The organism is Corynebacterium sp. UMB2355A (genome assembly GCF_033877495.1).
Lineage (GTDB): Bacteria > Actinomycetota > Actinomycetes > Mycobacteriales > Mycobacteriaceae > Corynebacterium > Corynebacterium pseudogenitalium.
This window is the reverse complement of record NZ_CP138855.1, coordinates 281,902-295,991: the sequence shown is the minus strand read 5'-3', so window position 1 is coordinate 295,991 and position 14,090 is coordinate 281,902. Positions and strand designations below refer to the sequence as shown.

The 14,090-nt window shown below is 54.7% G+C and carries 14 protein-coding genes and 1 pseudogene; 7 read left to right on the top strand and 8 right to left on the bottom strand.

Going from position 1 to position 14,090, the window contains the following annotated elements; all coding sequences use genetic code 11:
- Nucleotides 1-5: 5 nt before the first annotated feature.
- Entirely contained in the window at nt 6-1,163 is a 1,158-nt protein-coding gene (locus tag R0V12_RS01485; RefSeq protein ID WP_320072695.1) for a DUF4192 domain-containing protein, read from the top strand.
- Between the two features lie 13 nt (nt 1,164-1,176).
- On the opposite strand, the gene R0V12_RS01480 is transcribed toward R0V12_RS01485, so the two are convergent.
- From R0V12_RS01480 to R0V12_RS01460, 5 genes are all read right to left on the bottom strand, one after another.
- On the bottom strand, nt 1,177-1,863 hold the full coding sequence (locus R0V12_RS01480; RefSeq protein ID WP_070362348.1) for a metal-dependent transcriptional regulator: 687 nt from the start codon (nt 1,861-1,863) through the stop codon (nt 1,177-1,179).
- Nucleotides 1,864-2,002: 139 nt separating this feature from the next.
- Nucleotides 2,003-2,998: a sigma-70 family RNA polymerase sigma factor gene (locus tag R0V12_RS01475; protein WP_070478945.1), complete on the bottom strand. Its 996-nt coding sequence runs from the start codon at nt 2,996-2,998 to the stop codon at nt 2,003-2,005.
- Nucleotides 2,999-3,090: 92 nt separating this feature from the next.
- Nucleotides 3,091-3,525 (bottom strand): D-aminoacyl-tRNA deacylase, encoded by a 435-nt coding sequence (dtd, locus tag R0V12_RS01470; RefSeq protein ID WP_256005076.1) that lies wholly within the window; start codon nt 3,523-3,525, stop codon nt 3,091-3,093.
- Between the two features lie 2 nt (nt 3,526-3,527).
- Nucleotides 3,528-5,081 (bottom strand): DUF7782 domain-containing protein, encoded by a 1,554-nt coding sequence (locus R0V12_RS01465; protein ID WP_256041711.1) that lies wholly within the window; start codon nt 5,079-5,081, stop codon nt 3,528-3,530.
- Between the two features lie 4 nt (nt 5,082-5,085).
- Complete coding sequence (locus tag R0V12_RS01460) at nt 5,086-5,562, bottom strand: DUF3099 domain-containing protein (protein WP_256005073.1); 477 nt, start codon at nt 5,560-5,562, stop codon at nt 5,086-5,088.
- A gap of 51 nt (nt 5,563-5,613) precedes the next feature.
- Between R0V12_RS01460 and R0V12_RS01455 the strand changes: the two genes are divergently transcribed.
- Nucleotides 5,614-5,868, top strand: a complete 255-nt coding sequence (locus tag R0V12_RS01455) for a DUF3039 domain-containing protein (RefSeq protein ID WP_070363499.1) — start codon at nt 5,614-5,616, stop codon at nt 5,866-5,868.
- A 65-nt stretch (nt 5,869-5,933) separates the two neighbouring features.
- Entirely contained in the window at nt 5,934-7,646 is a 1,713-nt protein-coding gene (locus R0V12_RS01450) for a DEAD/DEAH box helicase (RefSeq protein WP_070363498.1), read from the top strand.
- 62 nt (nt 7,647-7,708) lie between these two features.
- Here R0V12_RS01450 and R0V12_RS01445 read toward each other — a convergent pair.
- Nucleotides 7,709-9,149: pseudogene (locus tag R0V12_RS01445) on the bottom strand (RNA polymerase sigma factor).
- Nucleotides 9,150-9,359: 210 nt separating this feature from the next.
- Nucleotides 9,360-10,142 (bottom strand): polyphosphate--glucose phosphotransferase, encoded by a 783-nt coding sequence (gene ppgK / locus R0V12_RS01440; RefSeq protein ID WP_070363500.1) that lies wholly within the window; start codon nt 10,140-10,142, stop codon nt 9,360-9,362.
- Between the two features lie 292 nt (nt 10,143-10,434).
- Between ppgK and R0V12_RS01435 the strand changes: the two genes are divergently transcribed.
- A complete protein-coding gene (locus R0V12_RS01435; RefSeq protein WP_070363501.1) occupies nt 10,435-10,728 on the top strand; it encodes a DUF4193 domain-containing protein in 294 nt (97 codons plus the stop codon).
- A gap of 26 nt (nt 10,729-10,754) precedes the next feature.
- On the opposite strand, the gene R0V12_RS01430 is transcribed toward R0V12_RS01435, so the two are convergent.
- Nucleotides 10,755-11,261 carry a DUF3093 domain-containing protein gene (locus R0V12_RS01430; RefSeq protein ID WP_070362354.1) on the bottom strand — a complete coding sequence of 169 codons (507 nt, stop codon included), beginning with the start codon at nt 11,259-11,261 and terminating at the stop codon, nt 10,755-10,757.
- Between the two features lie 85 nt (nt 11,262-11,346).
- On the opposite strand from R0V12_RS01430, the gene dut reads away from it, so the two are divergent.
- The 3 genes from dut (at nt 11,347) to R0V12_RS01415 (ending at nt 14,018) form a co-directional block, all read left to right on the top strand.
- Nucleotides 11,347-11,817: a dUTP diphosphatase gene (gene dut, locus R0V12_RS01425; protein ID WP_070362355.1), complete on the top strand. Its 471-nt coding sequence runs from the start codon at nt 11,347-11,349 to the stop codon at nt 11,815-11,817.
- Between the two features lie 84 nt (nt 11,818-11,901).
- Nucleotides 11,902-12,765 (top strand): DUF3710 domain-containing protein, encoded by an 864-nt coding sequence (locus R0V12_RS01420; RefSeq protein WP_070478954.1) that lies wholly within the window; start codon nt 11,902-11,904, stop codon nt 12,763-12,765.
- Nucleotides 12,765-14,018 (top strand): class I SAM-dependent RNA methyltransferase, encoded by a 1,254-nt coding sequence (locus R0V12_RS01415; RefSeq protein WP_083290926.1) that lies wholly within the window; start codon nt 12,765-12,767, stop codon nt 14,016-14,018. Before R0V12_RS01420 ends, R0V12_RS01415 begins: the two co-directional genes overlap by 1 nt.
- Nucleotides 14,019-14,090: the final 72 nt, after the last annotated feature.

Here is a 14,090-nt window from a genome sequence, read left to right as displayed (position 1 = left end):
ACTGTATGAAAATAAATGCAGCTAATTCATCACTTTTTGGACCATCGAATATCATCGCAGCCCTGCCCGGGGTTCTAGGGTTTTATCCTCAAGAATCGGTCGTGGTGCTCGGCATCATTCCGGACAGCGAAGGAACACGTGGGCTTCAACTTGGACCTGTAGTTCGCGTTGACCTCACGCGCCTTGAAGCATTCATAGAAAGCCTCAAGACCGACGTGACGCAATACCTACTGGGGGATGACGTCATCGCGTACCTTGCAGTCATTGTGAGCCGTATTCCGAACTCAGAGCTCGTCAAAGACGCAGTTGATCGCTTGCAGTTCCTCGAAGAAGAAACCGGTTTCAAAGTCGACCTGTGCTGGCATGTTTCCGAAATTGCGCAGGGTACCCCATATACATTGCTTTTTGGACCGCCATTGAATGCGGCCGAAGAATGCGATCGCGCGTCCTCCCTCATTGGTGGCTGTGTATCGTCAGTGATTTCCTCTCCATCGATGCGCCCATACGTTGAGCAGGGGATACTCCCAGAACTCGATAGACAAGACACGTTTAGCTATTTTGAGCCGGTCGATTCGGAGTCCGTCCAACTGGCGCAACAAATCCAGGCACAGACACGCAAAGACGGGTTGCAGCTACTGAAAGACTTGTGGGGCGGTAGCCACGCTGGGGAGGAGGAACACCCGGCAAAACTGGCGAAAGAAGAAATTGAAAGCATTATCGAGGTTCTGCTTTGCTTGCCCGAGACTTGCCTCATCGGCCAGCGCGATGCTAATCCAATCGGCGAAATCTCGAATGAAATGAGAATCGCGCTCGAAGGCTTGACGGCTCTGCTCACCCATGCTCTACTGCGGGATACACTTATCCCCACGATTATGCAGAACCCAAAGCGACTTGCTGCTCCACTACTATTCTTGTCGCGCCATGCTGTGGGGACAGTGCGGGCAAACGCGTTAGCGTTGTGGGCTGTGATCGCTGTGCGGTGCGAGATCGGGTCTTGGGCAGGGGTCGCACTACAGTGCGCGCTGCAAGAAATGCCGGACCACTCATTAAGCGACGTGCTCCTGCAGTTACTCGCGATCGGTCAATATGAGGGTCTCCTGCACGCAGTTGAAGAAGGCGGGGAAGCAGTCTGGATGGAGCTAGAGATGCTTGCAGGTTCCTAACAGCAGATCGGCTCTACTGAAGCTCAATGCGCACGGCATGCGCGAGGTCATCAGGAATGACGAAATCTTTTTGGCCAGGAAGTGATAGCTGTAGCCCCCCATCATCCGGAAGGCTCACTATGACTTTTTGGCCGACGATATCGCCTAGGCCTGCCAGCTCCGGCAAGCGCTCTGCTTCGAGCTGCAGAATCTCACTGATTTGGACCACTACAGCTTCGCGGCCCTCGGAGAGATCTAAGTCCGTTGCGCGAGTGCCAAGCTCAGGCTTAGCAACATTTGAACCGCCAATTTCATCCAACGCAGGGATGGGGTTGCCAAACGGAGATACCTGAGGGTGGTTGAGTACCTCGTATACGCGCTTTTCCACGGCTTCACTCATCACGTGTTCCCAGCGACATGCTTCGTCGTGCACTTGTTCAATATCCAACTTGAGGATGCTGGTGAGAAGGCACTCTGCGAGGCGGTGCTTACGCATCACCGCAGTCGCACGGGCGCGTCCCTCGTCGGTAAGGGAGAGCGAGCGATCTGTTTCAACAACAATCAGGCCGTCGCGCTCCATGCGGGCGACGGTCTGGGAAACTGTCGGGCCAGACTGCTCGAGCCGCTCTGCGATTCGTGCGCGGAGCGGCACAATGCCTTCCTCCTCAAGTTCGTAAACTGTACGTAAATACATTTCTGTTGTGTCTACGAGATCACGCACGTGGAACTCCCTTGCCTAAAAGTCGCTCTGAAGCGTTGAGGCTGCATCAACATTCAACGCAGTCCAAGAATCGACGCCTATTAACGATTGCTATGGTAACCCAAAAAACTATTAGTTGCGGAACGCTTCGTCGCGGTTGTTACATTGCGTAATCCCTAAGGCGCTCTGCCCGGTCACCTACGCGAAGCTTCGCCATGACCTCTCGTTCGATTTGGCGAACGCGCTCACGAGACAAGCCGAATTTACGCCCAATCTGGTCCAATGTGCGGGGAACACCGTCGGTCAGCCCATAGCGCATACGGATGACGTCCTGCTCGCGCTGCTCCAAACCGTTGATGACATCTTGGATGTCATCGTGACGGAGCACGGATACCACCGCGTCTTCGGCGTCTGTAGCTTCTGCATCTTCAATGAAGTCCCCCAGGGGGGCCTCTTCATCCGCTCCGACCGGCATGTCAAGACTCACGGGGTCTCGGGATTGACGCAGGAGGAGCTCAATCTTGTCCTCTTCGATGCCAGACTCCTCTGCCAACTCCTCATTCGTTGGTTCGCGGCCAAACGACTGGTACATCTCGCGGCGAATTCGGGAGAGTTTATTGACTTGTTCTACAAGATGCACAGGGAGACGGATAGTACGAGACTGGTCTGCCATGCCGCGAGTAATGGCCTGGCGAATCCACCACGTCGCGTACGTTGAGAATTTAAAGCCCTTGGCATAGTCAAATTTCTCCATCGCGCGGATCAGTCCGAGGTTGCCCTCTTGGATCAGATCGAGCAGTGGCATCCCGCGTCCTGTGTAGCGCTTTGCCAACGACACAACCAGACGAAGATTTGCCTCGAGGAGGTGGGCGCGAGCTTTCCGTCCTTGCTTCGCCAGAATTTTATAGTCACGTTTCTGGGCTCGGGTGAGCTTGCAGTCTGGATCATCAAGAAGCTGCTGGGCATAGAGTCCAACTTCGATCTGCTGGGCTAGTTCGACCTCTTCTTCTGCATCGAGCAGGGCAGTCTTGCCAATGCCATTGAGATACACGCGAACAAGGTCAGCCGATGGATTGTCGTTCGTTTGATTGCGACGACTACCGCGGTCAACTTTTTCTTCGTTGTCCGCTGTTAAGGTCTGACTCTTCGACGTCATTGAGCACTGCCTCCTTGGACGAGTGGAACAGGTAATCTTCTACACCCTCAACGATCTTGGACACATTTTTGTTCCCAATGATCAAAAGAGTGCTAGGCCTCGACAATCACCGTGAATGGGCCGTCGTTGATGCTCTGCACCTTCATATGGGCACCAAACTTTCCTTCAGCGACCGTGATGCCCCGGTCCCGGAGGTAGGCTGCGATTTTTTCAATGATGGGTGCTGCTTCATCTGCGGGGGCTGCGTCACTCCATGATGGCCTCCGTCCTTTTGCCGTGCGACCCATCAACGTGAACTGACTCACAAGCAAAACAGGGGCTTGTGCGTCCACTACAGACTTTTCGCCCTCCAGGATTCGCAGTTCCGCGATTTTGCGAGCAACCGTTTCCCAAGCGTCGTCGCTATCCTTACGTCCTGCTCCGACAAGGGCCAGAATTCCACCAGTCGCCTCGCAGTCGATTGCTCCGACGACTTCACCGTCGACGGTGACGCTCGCGCTCGTAACTCTTGTCAATACAGCCTTCATTCCTACTCCACCTCTGCAATTTCCGACGGCAGCACGATGCCGTGGCGGATAAGATCCACAACAGCTGCAACCGTTTGGTTTTCCAATTCTTCAAGGGCCTGCTGGTCGTCGACACCTCGAGATGCTGCTAGGATGCCCACCACGTCACGCAGTGGCAAGCCGGCGGGATGCAATCCTGCAAGGACGGTTTTCAACGCCTCATCCAATGAATGAGAGAATCGTGGGCCATCCATTCGAGTAATGCGCAGCTCTTCGCGCGTGAAACCCAGCCCCTCTTCAGTATTTGGCACAGCGATGTCTTCGATCGCGACTGTGGGCCGGACCAGGAACGAACTATCTAAGAGTTCCTGGACGGATTTTTGCCGTAGCCACGCCTGCCGTAGATAGTATTCTTCGACCTCAGGCCCAAGCGGGTCCGTGAACGGGTGTGTTAATTCTTCCGCAGTAATCTCGGAGGGCTGGTCGCCGATGTGTTGCATGAAAATCCAACCGAAACCAATAGCGTGAACACCCGCGGCTTGGAAGTAATCGAGCCACTGTTGTGTGCGGGCTATGCCGCTTTCAGTCCTGAGGTCGACTGATTCATCTTTCAGCCACGTGGCGACGTAGGTCTCGGGGTCAACCACTTCTCGTTGAAGCACCCATGCGCTGACTCCTTGCGAAGGGACCCAACTCGCAACTCGCGACTGCCACGCCTCACCATCAATATGGGCCCATGAGCCCAGCATGCACAGCATCCCACCTTCTGCGAGATATTCAGGTGCGTGCTCTGCCACGAGGCGACTTGCTTCATCCAGTGGCATGCCGGAGTCGCGGTAAACATGCCCCACCTCCGGAATGCCGACTACAAACGGCGGGTTGGCAACGATCCTGTCAAACTGCTCGCCCGCGACAGGCTCAAACCAAGATCCTTCGCGGAGCTGAACGCTAGTGATGCCATTCATCTCGAGCGTGGCCTGAGCCAACTCGATCGCTCGATGATGAATGTCAGTACCGACGATCTGATCGGCAAGGCCAGATTGTGCTACCGACAGCACCCCTGAACCGGTTCCAAGGTCCAAAACCGTTCCAGTCGGTGACTGCGGGATCGCGTGCAACAGGGATTTCGACGCCGCTCCGACTCCAAGTACGTGATCTTTGCCGGGAACGATTGCAGACGTAGAGGCGTCGAGATCTGCAACTATGAGGTGATGCTGTTGAGACAACAAATGAGGCCGGATGTCGTAAGCAACCTCGTAGCGTTGCTCTTTGGTCTGGTGAAAGACACCTGCGCTGATGAGTTTCTCAGCAAGGGACGAGCCAAATAACGCCTCGAGCTCGTTTTGGGAAGTCGGGCGCCGCAACAACAAAGTGGATATGGCCGATCCGATAACGTCTTCTGAATGGCAGCGACGCAGGACGGCTCCCACCTCGCCCCGGTAGAGAGCCTGGTATGCATTTGGCCCAAGATAACTTCCAATCGAAGATGTGGTGTAGGGGAGCGCGCGCAATCGTTCACCGAGCTCCCGCGCAAGTCCAGGGTGTAATCCAAATGCTGTAGATGATAAATCTGTCATGCTGCTACTCCGAGTGGGATTCGTGATCGATAACGGTCGGCGTCGTATCTGTTGAAGCCTGGTTCGAGGATAGTTGTTGCCTCGACTGCTCCTCCAACGCGGCATAGGCACGACTCAGCGCAGGCTTGTAGACATTCTTTTCACGCGGATCACGCGACTCTCCTTTCGCGTTGCCCAACATCACTGCGACCCAGGGGAGCGGTACGGAAACAATAAAGAGCAACGTCGCAATCCACCAGTTTCCGAGCCACCACGCAGATGCGATCGAAAGCAAAATGAATGGGATTCGAAGCGCCTGCAACCAAAGGTATTGAGCCTCTCGGCTCTGCAGGTTTTGCTCCGGCGTCTGCTTCGCATCCGTAATGAGTGCACGGTGTCGTTTTGAGCGGAAATGACGAAAAAGGAAATGCTTATCGTCGTGGACTTCGACTTCCGCATCAATCGAGACGTGCTCTTGTGCCTCGTCCTCTCTCTCGTTCATAAATACACAGGTTAGCGCCTCGGCTTAAAAACTTTGCCAAAGTGGGGCATGATGGGAGTCGTGAATACGACGACGAAGACTCTTGAGCGCACAGACCTTCGGGAAGACACATCGTCAACAAATGATGATGGAACCCCCAAGTTTTTCCACTATGTGAAGAAGGATCAGATTTTCGATTCTGCGATTTCTGGAAAAGTCGTAGTCGCACTCTGTGGCAAGACATTTCCGGTGAAGAAGCAGGCGAAGCCTGGGTCGCCAGTATGTCCTGACTGCGAACGCATCTATAAGGGGTTGCGTCGGAAGTGACGGCTCCAGGTACGTCGGCCGGGCCTCAGCTGCGCGCATGGCAGCAAGAGGCCCTCGATTCGTTTATGCGCACCAAACCTCGAGACTTTCTCGCTGTAGCAACTCCTGGTGCGGGTAAGACGACGTTTGCACTGACACTAGCCAGCAAACTGCACGCATCGAAGGCAGTGCAGCGCATCATCGTCGTCGTACCAACAGAACACCTAAAACACCAGTGGTCCCAATCAGCAGCGAGGTTCGGCCTTTCGCTAGACCCAAACTTCACAAACTCATCTGCGGTAAACCCTGCCTATGACGGCATTGTCGTGACGTATGCGCAAATCGGTATGCACCCGTTCAAGCATCATGCGGTGGCCACTGCGAAGCGCAGTTTGGTGATTCTTGATGAGATTCACCATGCTGGTGACGCCAAAAGTTGGGGGGATGGAGTCTACGAGGCTTACAACGATGTCGAACACCGCTTAGCGTTGACAGGTACGCCGTTTCGCTCTGATGATTCCCAGATTCCGTTCGTCCGATACGTCGAAGACGGCGATGGGCACCTCGTTTCACAAGCGGACTACACCTATGGGTACTCCCACGCCTTGGCCGATGGCGTCGTCCGCCCAGTTGTATTCCTGGCATATTCCGGCGAGGCACAGTGGAAAGACTCCGCCGGGGAAGAGTATTCCGCAAGGCTTGGTGAGCCACTGAATGCCGAGCAGACCGCGCGTGCCTGGAAAACTGCCCTAGATCCGAAAGGGGACTGGATCAAGGCAGTCCTCCAGGCGGCACATACAAGGCTGAAAAAACTTCGTACGAATATGCCGGATGCCGGAGGCCTCGTCATCGCTACGAACAAGACGACAGCACGCGCCTACGCCAAGATCCTCTCCAGCATTTCGAGCACGCCCGTTACGGTCGTGCTCTCAGACGAAGCCGGGGCATCCGACCGCATCGACGAATTCTCCGCGTCCACCGACGAATGGATGGTCGCAGTCAGAATGGTCTCTGAGGGAGTCGACGTTCCTCGCCTCGCTGTCGGAGTATATGCAACATCAGCATCGACACCACTGTTTTTCGCGCAGGCAATCGGACGATTCGTACGCTCACGCATGCCAGGCGAATCCGCCTCCGTTTTTCTCCCGTCGGTCCCGGTTCTGCTCCGCCTCGCGGAAGAAATGGAGGTGTCACGCGACCACGTTTTGGGCAAACCACACCGAGAATCAGGGTGGTCCGACGAACTACTAGCCCAAGCAAACCAAGTTCAAAACGAACCAGACGACAACCCTTCGTACGAAGCCATCGGCGCATCAGCCGAGCTAGACTCTTTAATTTTCGACGGCTCCACCTACGGCACACCCACCGTCGCAGGATCCGCAGAGGAACAAGACTTCCTAGGCCTTCCAGGGCTGCTTGACGAAGAACAGGTCAAGACTCTGCTCCGCAAACGCCAAAGCGACCAACTAGATGCCCGAGAAGCAGAAGAAAAAGCGCGAAAGGCTGCCGAGCGCCAAGCACGCGAGCGTGCTGAAGTACTAGGAGAGCACTTGGCTCCCACTCAGCCGTCCAAGCAAACCTCCGCGCCGGGTAGCAGCGAGGAGGCATCAGTGGCGGCTGATGAGATTCCCCAGTTGAGAAAGGAACTCAACGCTCGCGTTTCAATCGTCGCTGGAAAGACGGGTCGCCCGCATGGTGCGATCCATACGGAAGCGCGTAAAGCGTGTGGTGGTCCGCCGACCGCGCTGTGCAATGCGGAACAGCTGCGGGCGCGTATTGCGTACTTACGAGATTGGTAATACACGAAACCGGTAGGAGAGTGGACCTCCTACCGGTTATTGCTTACTACGTAGAAACGCATTTAATCGAGGTAATCGCGCAGCACCTGTGAACGCGACGGGTGGCGAAGCTTCGACATCGTCTTGGACTCGATCTGCCGGATGCGTTCGCGTGTCACACCGTACACCTGGCCGATTTCATCTAGCGTGCGAGGCATGCCATCGGTCAAGCCGAAGCGGAGCCGCACGACGCCGGCCTCACGCTCGGAAAGTGTGTGGAGGACATCCTGAAGTTGGTCCTGAAGAAGCGTAAAGGAAACAGCGTCGACTGCCACAACGGCTTCGGAGTCTTCGATGAAATCACCGAGTTGGCTGTCGCCTTCATCGCCGATCGTCTGATCCAATGAGATCGGCTCACGGGCGTACTGCTGGATCTCCAACACCTTCTCTTCGGTGATGTCCATCTCTTTTGCGAGTTCAAGCGGTGTAGGTTCGCGTCCAAGATCTTGTAGAAGCTCACGCTGGATACGGCCAAGCTTGTTGATGACCTCGACCATGTGCACCGGGATGCGAATGGTTCGAGCCTGGTCTGCCATGGCACGTGTAATTGCCTGGCGGATCCACCACGTTGCATAGGTGGAAAACTTGTAGCCCTTGGAATAGTCGAACTTTTCAACTGCACGGATGAGACCGAGGTTGCCCTCCTGGATGAGGTCCAAGAAGGCCATACCGCGACCGGTGTAGCGCTTTGCCAGCGAAACCACGAGTCGAAGGTTAGCTTCGAGCAGATGGTTCTTCGCCTTGCGACCGTCTCGGGCGACGGCGCGGAAGTCGCGCTTAACCGCAGGGGTAAGGCGTGCTTCCTTGTCTCCCTCCTCAGCTGCACGGGCCATCTCGTCGAGTCGGTGTTGCGCGTAGAGACCAGCTTCAATGCGCTTCGCGAGAGAAACCTCCTGCTCAGCATCGAGCAGAGCAACCTTACCTATTTGCTTCAAATACGCACGGACAGAGTCCGCAGATGCGGTGAGCTGAGCGTCCTTGCGGGCTTGGCGAAGTGCAGCAGATTCCTCGATATCCCAGACAGAAGAATCCGTCGTCTTCCTCGTCTTCTTTTTCCTCGTCGTCATCACCAAGATGCTCGTCAAATTCTTCGTCATCTTCTTCAGCCGTCAGCGGGTCGAAGTCCTGCTCCTGGTCAGAATCGTCGAGCGATTCGTCCGTTTCTTCCAGCGCGGAGTCGTCGCTGGTGACCTCATCAGTTGCGGGTGAAGCAGCCTTCTTTGCGGCGGTTTTCTTTACTGTCTTCTTCGCTTTCTTAGCTACCTTTGACGCCTTTTTCGCGGTTTTGCGTGCTGTTTTCTTCGCAGTCTTCTTGGCGGTCTTTTTGGCAGCCTTTTTGGCGGTTTTCTTGGCTGCTTTTTTGGTGGCTTTCTTGGCGGTCGTTGTGCCGTCGGTTACGCCGCCGGAAGTGCTCTCTGCCGCATCGTTGACGGAGTTTTTGCCTGAAGCTTCGCTGGCTACCACGTACGCCCTTTCGCCTTTGTGAACTGATTGATGCTTTTGCGGACACCGAGACTTCCTCCAACAATGGATGGAAAGAAAGTCACTCTGGTGAAAGCAGACCAGCAAACGCCGGTCTGCCTTCCTAGCGTACGCAAACTGTGCTGATTTTTCAGAACGCCTATCTTAACAGCATTGTCAAGCTGCTTTGTGTTAGACGCCGAGTCTCGCTAGTTACGGTGCGAGGTGCTCATTGGCCGCCATCGCTGCTCCAACAATGCCTGCTCGGTTGCGAAGAGTGGCCACGACGACAGGAGTGTCGACAGTCAATAGAGGGACCCATTTGTCAGATTTCCGCGAGATGCCACCACCGACGACGAAACACTCTGGATTAAACAGTCGCGCGTATTCGTGCAGCACCTTATCAACTCGCTTCGCCCACTTCTTGAAGCTCAGGTCTTCCCTCTGCTTTACAGCTGAGGAGGCAACGTGCTCTGCTTCCTTCCTATTGACGATTAAATGGCCAATTTCTGTGTTAGGGAAGAGGTGCCCATTAACCAGGAACGCTGAACCAATACCAGTGCCAAACGTGAGGAATATGACAGAACCGTTTCGGGCTCGTTCATTGCCAAAGGCAACTTCAGCAAGCCCCGCGGCGTCGGCGTCGTTTAATACAGTGACAGAGCGCTCAGGGAGATGCTGCTCAAAGAGCTCATGCACATCGGTGTCGATCCACGACGGGTCGATGTTAGCTGCGCTCTTTGCGATCTGATGCTGAATCACCGACGGCAGCGTTACTCCCACAGGGCCGTCCCATTCGTGGAGACGGACAATCTCTGCGACTGTTGATGCAACAGCTTCAGGTGTAGCTGGCTGAGGAGTTGCGATCTTGATCCTGTCGCCGACGAATTCTCCGGTTTTGAGGTTGACGATGGCGCCCTTGATTCCAGAACCGCCGACATCGACGCCCATACCATAGTGCTCTTGGGCACCATCAATTCCACTTGTTGTAGTCATAACATTGAGCATACAAAAGGTGTGCTCATTGCGCATGTAGGAAAATATTTAGGAGCGCGGTACCTAGAACGAGCGGGTTGACGTCGCTGTACTTTAATTAGCTATAAAGCCTTTGATGTGTAGGGAACCCGTGGGTATTGGCCTGCTGACCTTGTAATATGACATATAGCTTTGTGTGCTTTATTATTCGGCTCCAAACCAATAAAAAGGCTGAGGCTCATCTATAGGAAGCGTATCTCCTCAACGGGCCTAGGCATTGCTGAACTTGACTACTCCTGGAGGCACCACCACCATGGCGACCGATTACGATGCACCGCGTAAGCGCGCAGAAGACGAGCTTGAGACTGACTCCCTCGAGGGCTTGAAGGCTGCGGAGGTTGCGGGCAGCAGCATGGATGATGACGGTGAAATCGTTGAACCGTTTGAACCGCCACTTCAAGATCTGTCTGGTGAGGAACTGAACGTTGAGGTAAAGCCTCGCCAAGATAACGAATTCACTTGTGCGTCTTGCTATTTGGTTCAGAAAAAGAATCGGCTGGCTTACGAAACCGAAGACGGCCAGAAGATTTGTCTCGACTGCGAGTAGTAGCGAGCAACGCAGTCGCGCGATCCCTAGGCGGTCCGCTGCTCAGGCAAAAACATTCCGAGGATTTTCTCCGGTTCTTTCGCAGCAATTAGCCAGTAGGGGGTTGGGTCCTGAGGATCGTCCAAGACAAGCAGAATATGTTCTTTCACCCAACCATGCGATACCAAGAAAGCAGCTGGGTCTAACTGTCGTCCGAGAGCATTTCGCTTCGCTGATGCAGGGACAACCATAGATCTGCTGACAACGGTGTTGGGTAAGTTGGCGTCGTCAACGACGAGCCAACGAGTGCCGTCGCTGTCTTGCTCGACCGCAATTGTAGTTTTCGAAAGCCATGTCAAGAACCAAAAAACTAAACTTCCGATAACGAGCACGGGGATAATAAACCACCAAATATTGCGGTTGAGCGTAAGTTGTGCCCCGATGAGCAGCGTTAATGCTGCACCGATGATCCACCAGTACCAAGGCACCCATTGACGCTCCGTATATAAGACTTTGGAACCACTGGATGCCGGTGCGTTTTGGTTGCTATTCATACCCTCATCAACTCGTCAATTCGATGTACTCCCGAATACGTTACCCAATAACACTAGGCGAAATTATCTTAAGAATGCACACGCAATGGAATCCCGTAAGGTGTATGAAGTGACCTCTCTTGAACCAATTTCAGTAAAACGTCTTGATCCAGACATGCCGCTTCCTAAACGAGCGCATGAAGGTGACGCCGGGGCGGACCTTTACTCCTCGGAAACACGGACATTGGCTCCCGGCGAACGGGCGCTCATCGGCACCGGAATTGCTGTCGCGTTGCCCATGGGAACTGTCGGGCTCATTCATCCTCGTTCGGGACTCGCTGCCAAACACGGGATTTCTATTGTGAACACGCCAGGCACCATTGATGCCCAGTATCGAGGGGAGTTGAAGATTTGCCTTCTTAATACCGACCGTGAATGTTCGTTTACAGTTGAACGAGGAATGCGGATTGCTCAACTAGTGGTGCAAAAAGTCGAGTTGGTTGACTTCGTCGAAGTTTCCGAGCTTGACGATACCCAGCGTGGTGCCCAAGGATACGGATCAACGGGGCTCGCCTGAGGCCACATTGGGCCCGTACTAGAGTAATTCTCACCCGAAGAAACTTTTTTGAAATACACAACTTCACTCGAAAGGTGATCACCCATGGCATGGTGGCCATTTGGTAAAAAGAAGAAAGACCAGCAGAAGGAAGACGCTGCCCCCGCTCAGACGGAGGCAGAGACCAACGACGATCTAGAGGTCACAGCACCAAAGTCTCAGGACACGGGGATTGCAGCGGATACTGATCCATCCCAGACTCCATCAGCCACTGGTACTCTTGCCGATTATGATCCAATCAGTGGATCTACCGGTCCGTTCGACGGCGACAACGTCGACATTGAGGAGTTCGATTTTTCTGACTTCTCCCAGGTGAACCTCAACCTCGGATCAATGCAGATTCCGCTGCCAAAGGATTCGCAGGTGCAGGTTGAAATGGGCGAGAACGGCCCGAAGATGGTGCACATCGTTACCAGGTACGGTCGCATCACTCCGGTTGCTTTCGCTGCACCGCGTAACGGCGGCCTGTGGGCCGAATCGGCAGAAGAAATTGCCGAGGGCATGAAGAACGAGGACATGCCTGTCGAGTTTGAAGAGGGCCCCTGGGGAACCGAAATCGTTGGTACTGGCGCTAACGGTGTGATCCGCATCATCGGTGTTGAGGCGCCTCGATGGCTGTACCGTGTCACGTTGGCCGCTCCGGCGGGAATGGAAGAACAGCTTGCTGAGCTCGGGCGGGAAGTCGTAGCACGCAGCTTTGTTTACCGCGGTCCGGACCCAATTTTGGCGGGTAACTCTTTGCCAGTCGTCCTGCCTGCGCAGTTGGCTCGGCAGGTGCAGCAGGCTGTACAGGAGCGGGCTGCGCAGGAGTCGCAGCAGCAGAGCCCACAGGCTGGAAACCCGAACGCCCTGAGTGACGCGCTGAAACAGATCATCGCACAAAACAACGAAGCGAATAAGAATAATTAATGAGTGCCCAACCATCGCTGACACCAGGCGACAGCATTCAAGTCACATTCCACGCCTTTGCTCACGGCGGTGAGGCTATTGCCCTTGCCAATGACGGACGAGTTGTCTTCGTGCAAGGCGCTCTACCTGGAGAAACAGCGACCGTCAAACTGCTGAAAGTGAAAAAGCGGTGGGCTCGCGGTGAACTGCTCGAGATACAACAAACTTCACCAGATCGAGTGAAGGTAGGATGTCCTGCTGCTGCGGCAGGTGCGGGCTGCTGCGACTTTGCGCATATGAGTGAATCTCTGCAGCGGGCCGCCAAAACAGAGGTACTTGTTGGACAGCTTGAAAAAATGGCACGTCCATCTGGTGTGCTTGATGGCATTGATCTCACCGCCATTTCGGTTCAGGCTTTAGCGCCTACGACCGGATGGCGGACGCGTATCCGACTCGGCACTGATGCGCAGGGGCGTGCCGGTTTCAGGAAAGCACGTTCCAATGACGTCGTCGCCGAGCGTTGTACTCAGGCGATGCCGGAACTGTTTGACGGGATTGTTGGCGATGGGGCACGACGATTTACTCCTGGGTCTGAGATAGTCGTCGTCATCGATTCTCTCGGGAACCGGCATGTCGTTGAAACGAGCAAAGTCCAACGCGGACGGCGCGTGGAACGAATAGACCGTACGGTTGAAGGCTCCGGCAACATCGTAGAAATGGTCGGAAACGATAGGTTTGAGTTTCCGGCGACTGCGTTTTGGCAGGCGCACCGTAGTGCACCGTCGGCATATGCAGATCTGGTGCGTGAGTGGTCCCTTGCGGGGAGGCCTTATCAGAACAATTCCGGTTGGGACCTCTATGGCGGAGTAGGGCTCTTTGTTCCATCCATGTCCGCGGCACTCGGTGGTGGTCCGGTTGCAACCGTCGACTATTCGAAGTCCGCGATGGCGCATTCTCAGCCTGCACTTGCAAGCCTCGACGTCAACAAAGTCAACTCCCGGGTAGAAACAGGAATTCGATCCTTGCCCCCCGCGGGCCTGGTTGTGCTCGACCCTCCTCGAACTGGTGCTGGAGACAAAGTGATTCATGATATTGCAGCGGCGAGTCCGCAGCGAGTGATTCACATTGGGTGCGATCCGGCAACATTTGCTAGAGATTTAGCAAGTTGGGGAGCATGCGGATATCACGTAACTGAGATAAAAGTCATCGATGCATTTCCAGGAACGCATCACTTTGAAACGCTTGCATGCCTGGAGCCTCTGCGTCCTCATTAGGAATGGGGCGTGCGCCCCGCAAGGTGTAAACTAGCGTCAACTATTGCTTGTTCTAAAGGAGAAGTAGAGGAC

Coding starts and splice junctions, on each gene's coding strand:
- R0V12_RS01475 (WP_070478945.1), bottom strand. CDS start 2,998: ATGACGTCGAAGAGTCAGACCTTAACAGCGGACAACGAAGAAAAAGTT.
- dtd (WP_256005076.1), bottom strand. CDS start 3,525: ATGAAGGCTGTATTGACAAGAGTTACGAGCGCGAGCGTCACCGTCGAC.
- R0V12_RS01435 (WP_070363501.1), top strand. CDS start 10,435: ATGGCGACCGATTACGATGCACCGCGTAAGCGCGCAGAAGACGAGCTT.
- dut (WP_070362355.1), top strand. CDS start 11,347: ATGGAATCCCGTAAGGTGTATGAAGTGACCTCTCTTGAACCAATTTCA.
- R0V12_RS01465 (WP_256041711.1), bottom strand. CDS start 5,081: ATGACAGATTTATCATCTACAGCATTTGGATTACACCCTGGACTTGCG.
- R0V12_RS01450 (WP_070363498.1), top strand. CDS start 5,934: ATGCGCACCAAACCTCGAGACTTTCTCGCTGTAGCAACTCCTGGTGCG.
- R0V12_RS01420 (WP_070478954.1), top strand. CDS start 11,902: ATGGCATGGTGGCCATTTGGTAAAAAGAAGAAAGACCAGCAGAAGGAA.
- ppgK (WP_070363500.1), bottom strand. CDS start 10,142: ATGACTACAACAAGTGGAATTGATGGTGCCCAAGAGCACTATGGTATG.
- R0V12_RS01430 (WP_070362354.1), bottom strand. CDS start 11,261: ATGAATAGCAACCAAAACGCACCGGCATCCAGTGGTTCCAAAGTCTTA.
- R0V12_RS01415 (WP_083290926.1), top strand. CDS start 12,765: ATGAGTGCCCAACCATCGCTGACACCAGGCGACAGCATTCAAGTCACA.
- R0V12_RS01485 (WP_320072695.1), top strand. CDS start 6: ATGAAAATAAATGCAGCTAATTCATCACTTTTTGGACCATCGAATATC.
- R0V12_RS01460 (WP_256005073.1), bottom strand. CDS start 5,562: ATGAACGAGAGAGAGGACGAGGCACAAGAGCACGTCTCGATTGATGCG.
- R0V12_RS01455 (WP_070363499.1), top strand. CDS start 5,614: ATGGGAGTCGTGAATACGACGACGAAGACTCTTGAGCGCACAGACCTT.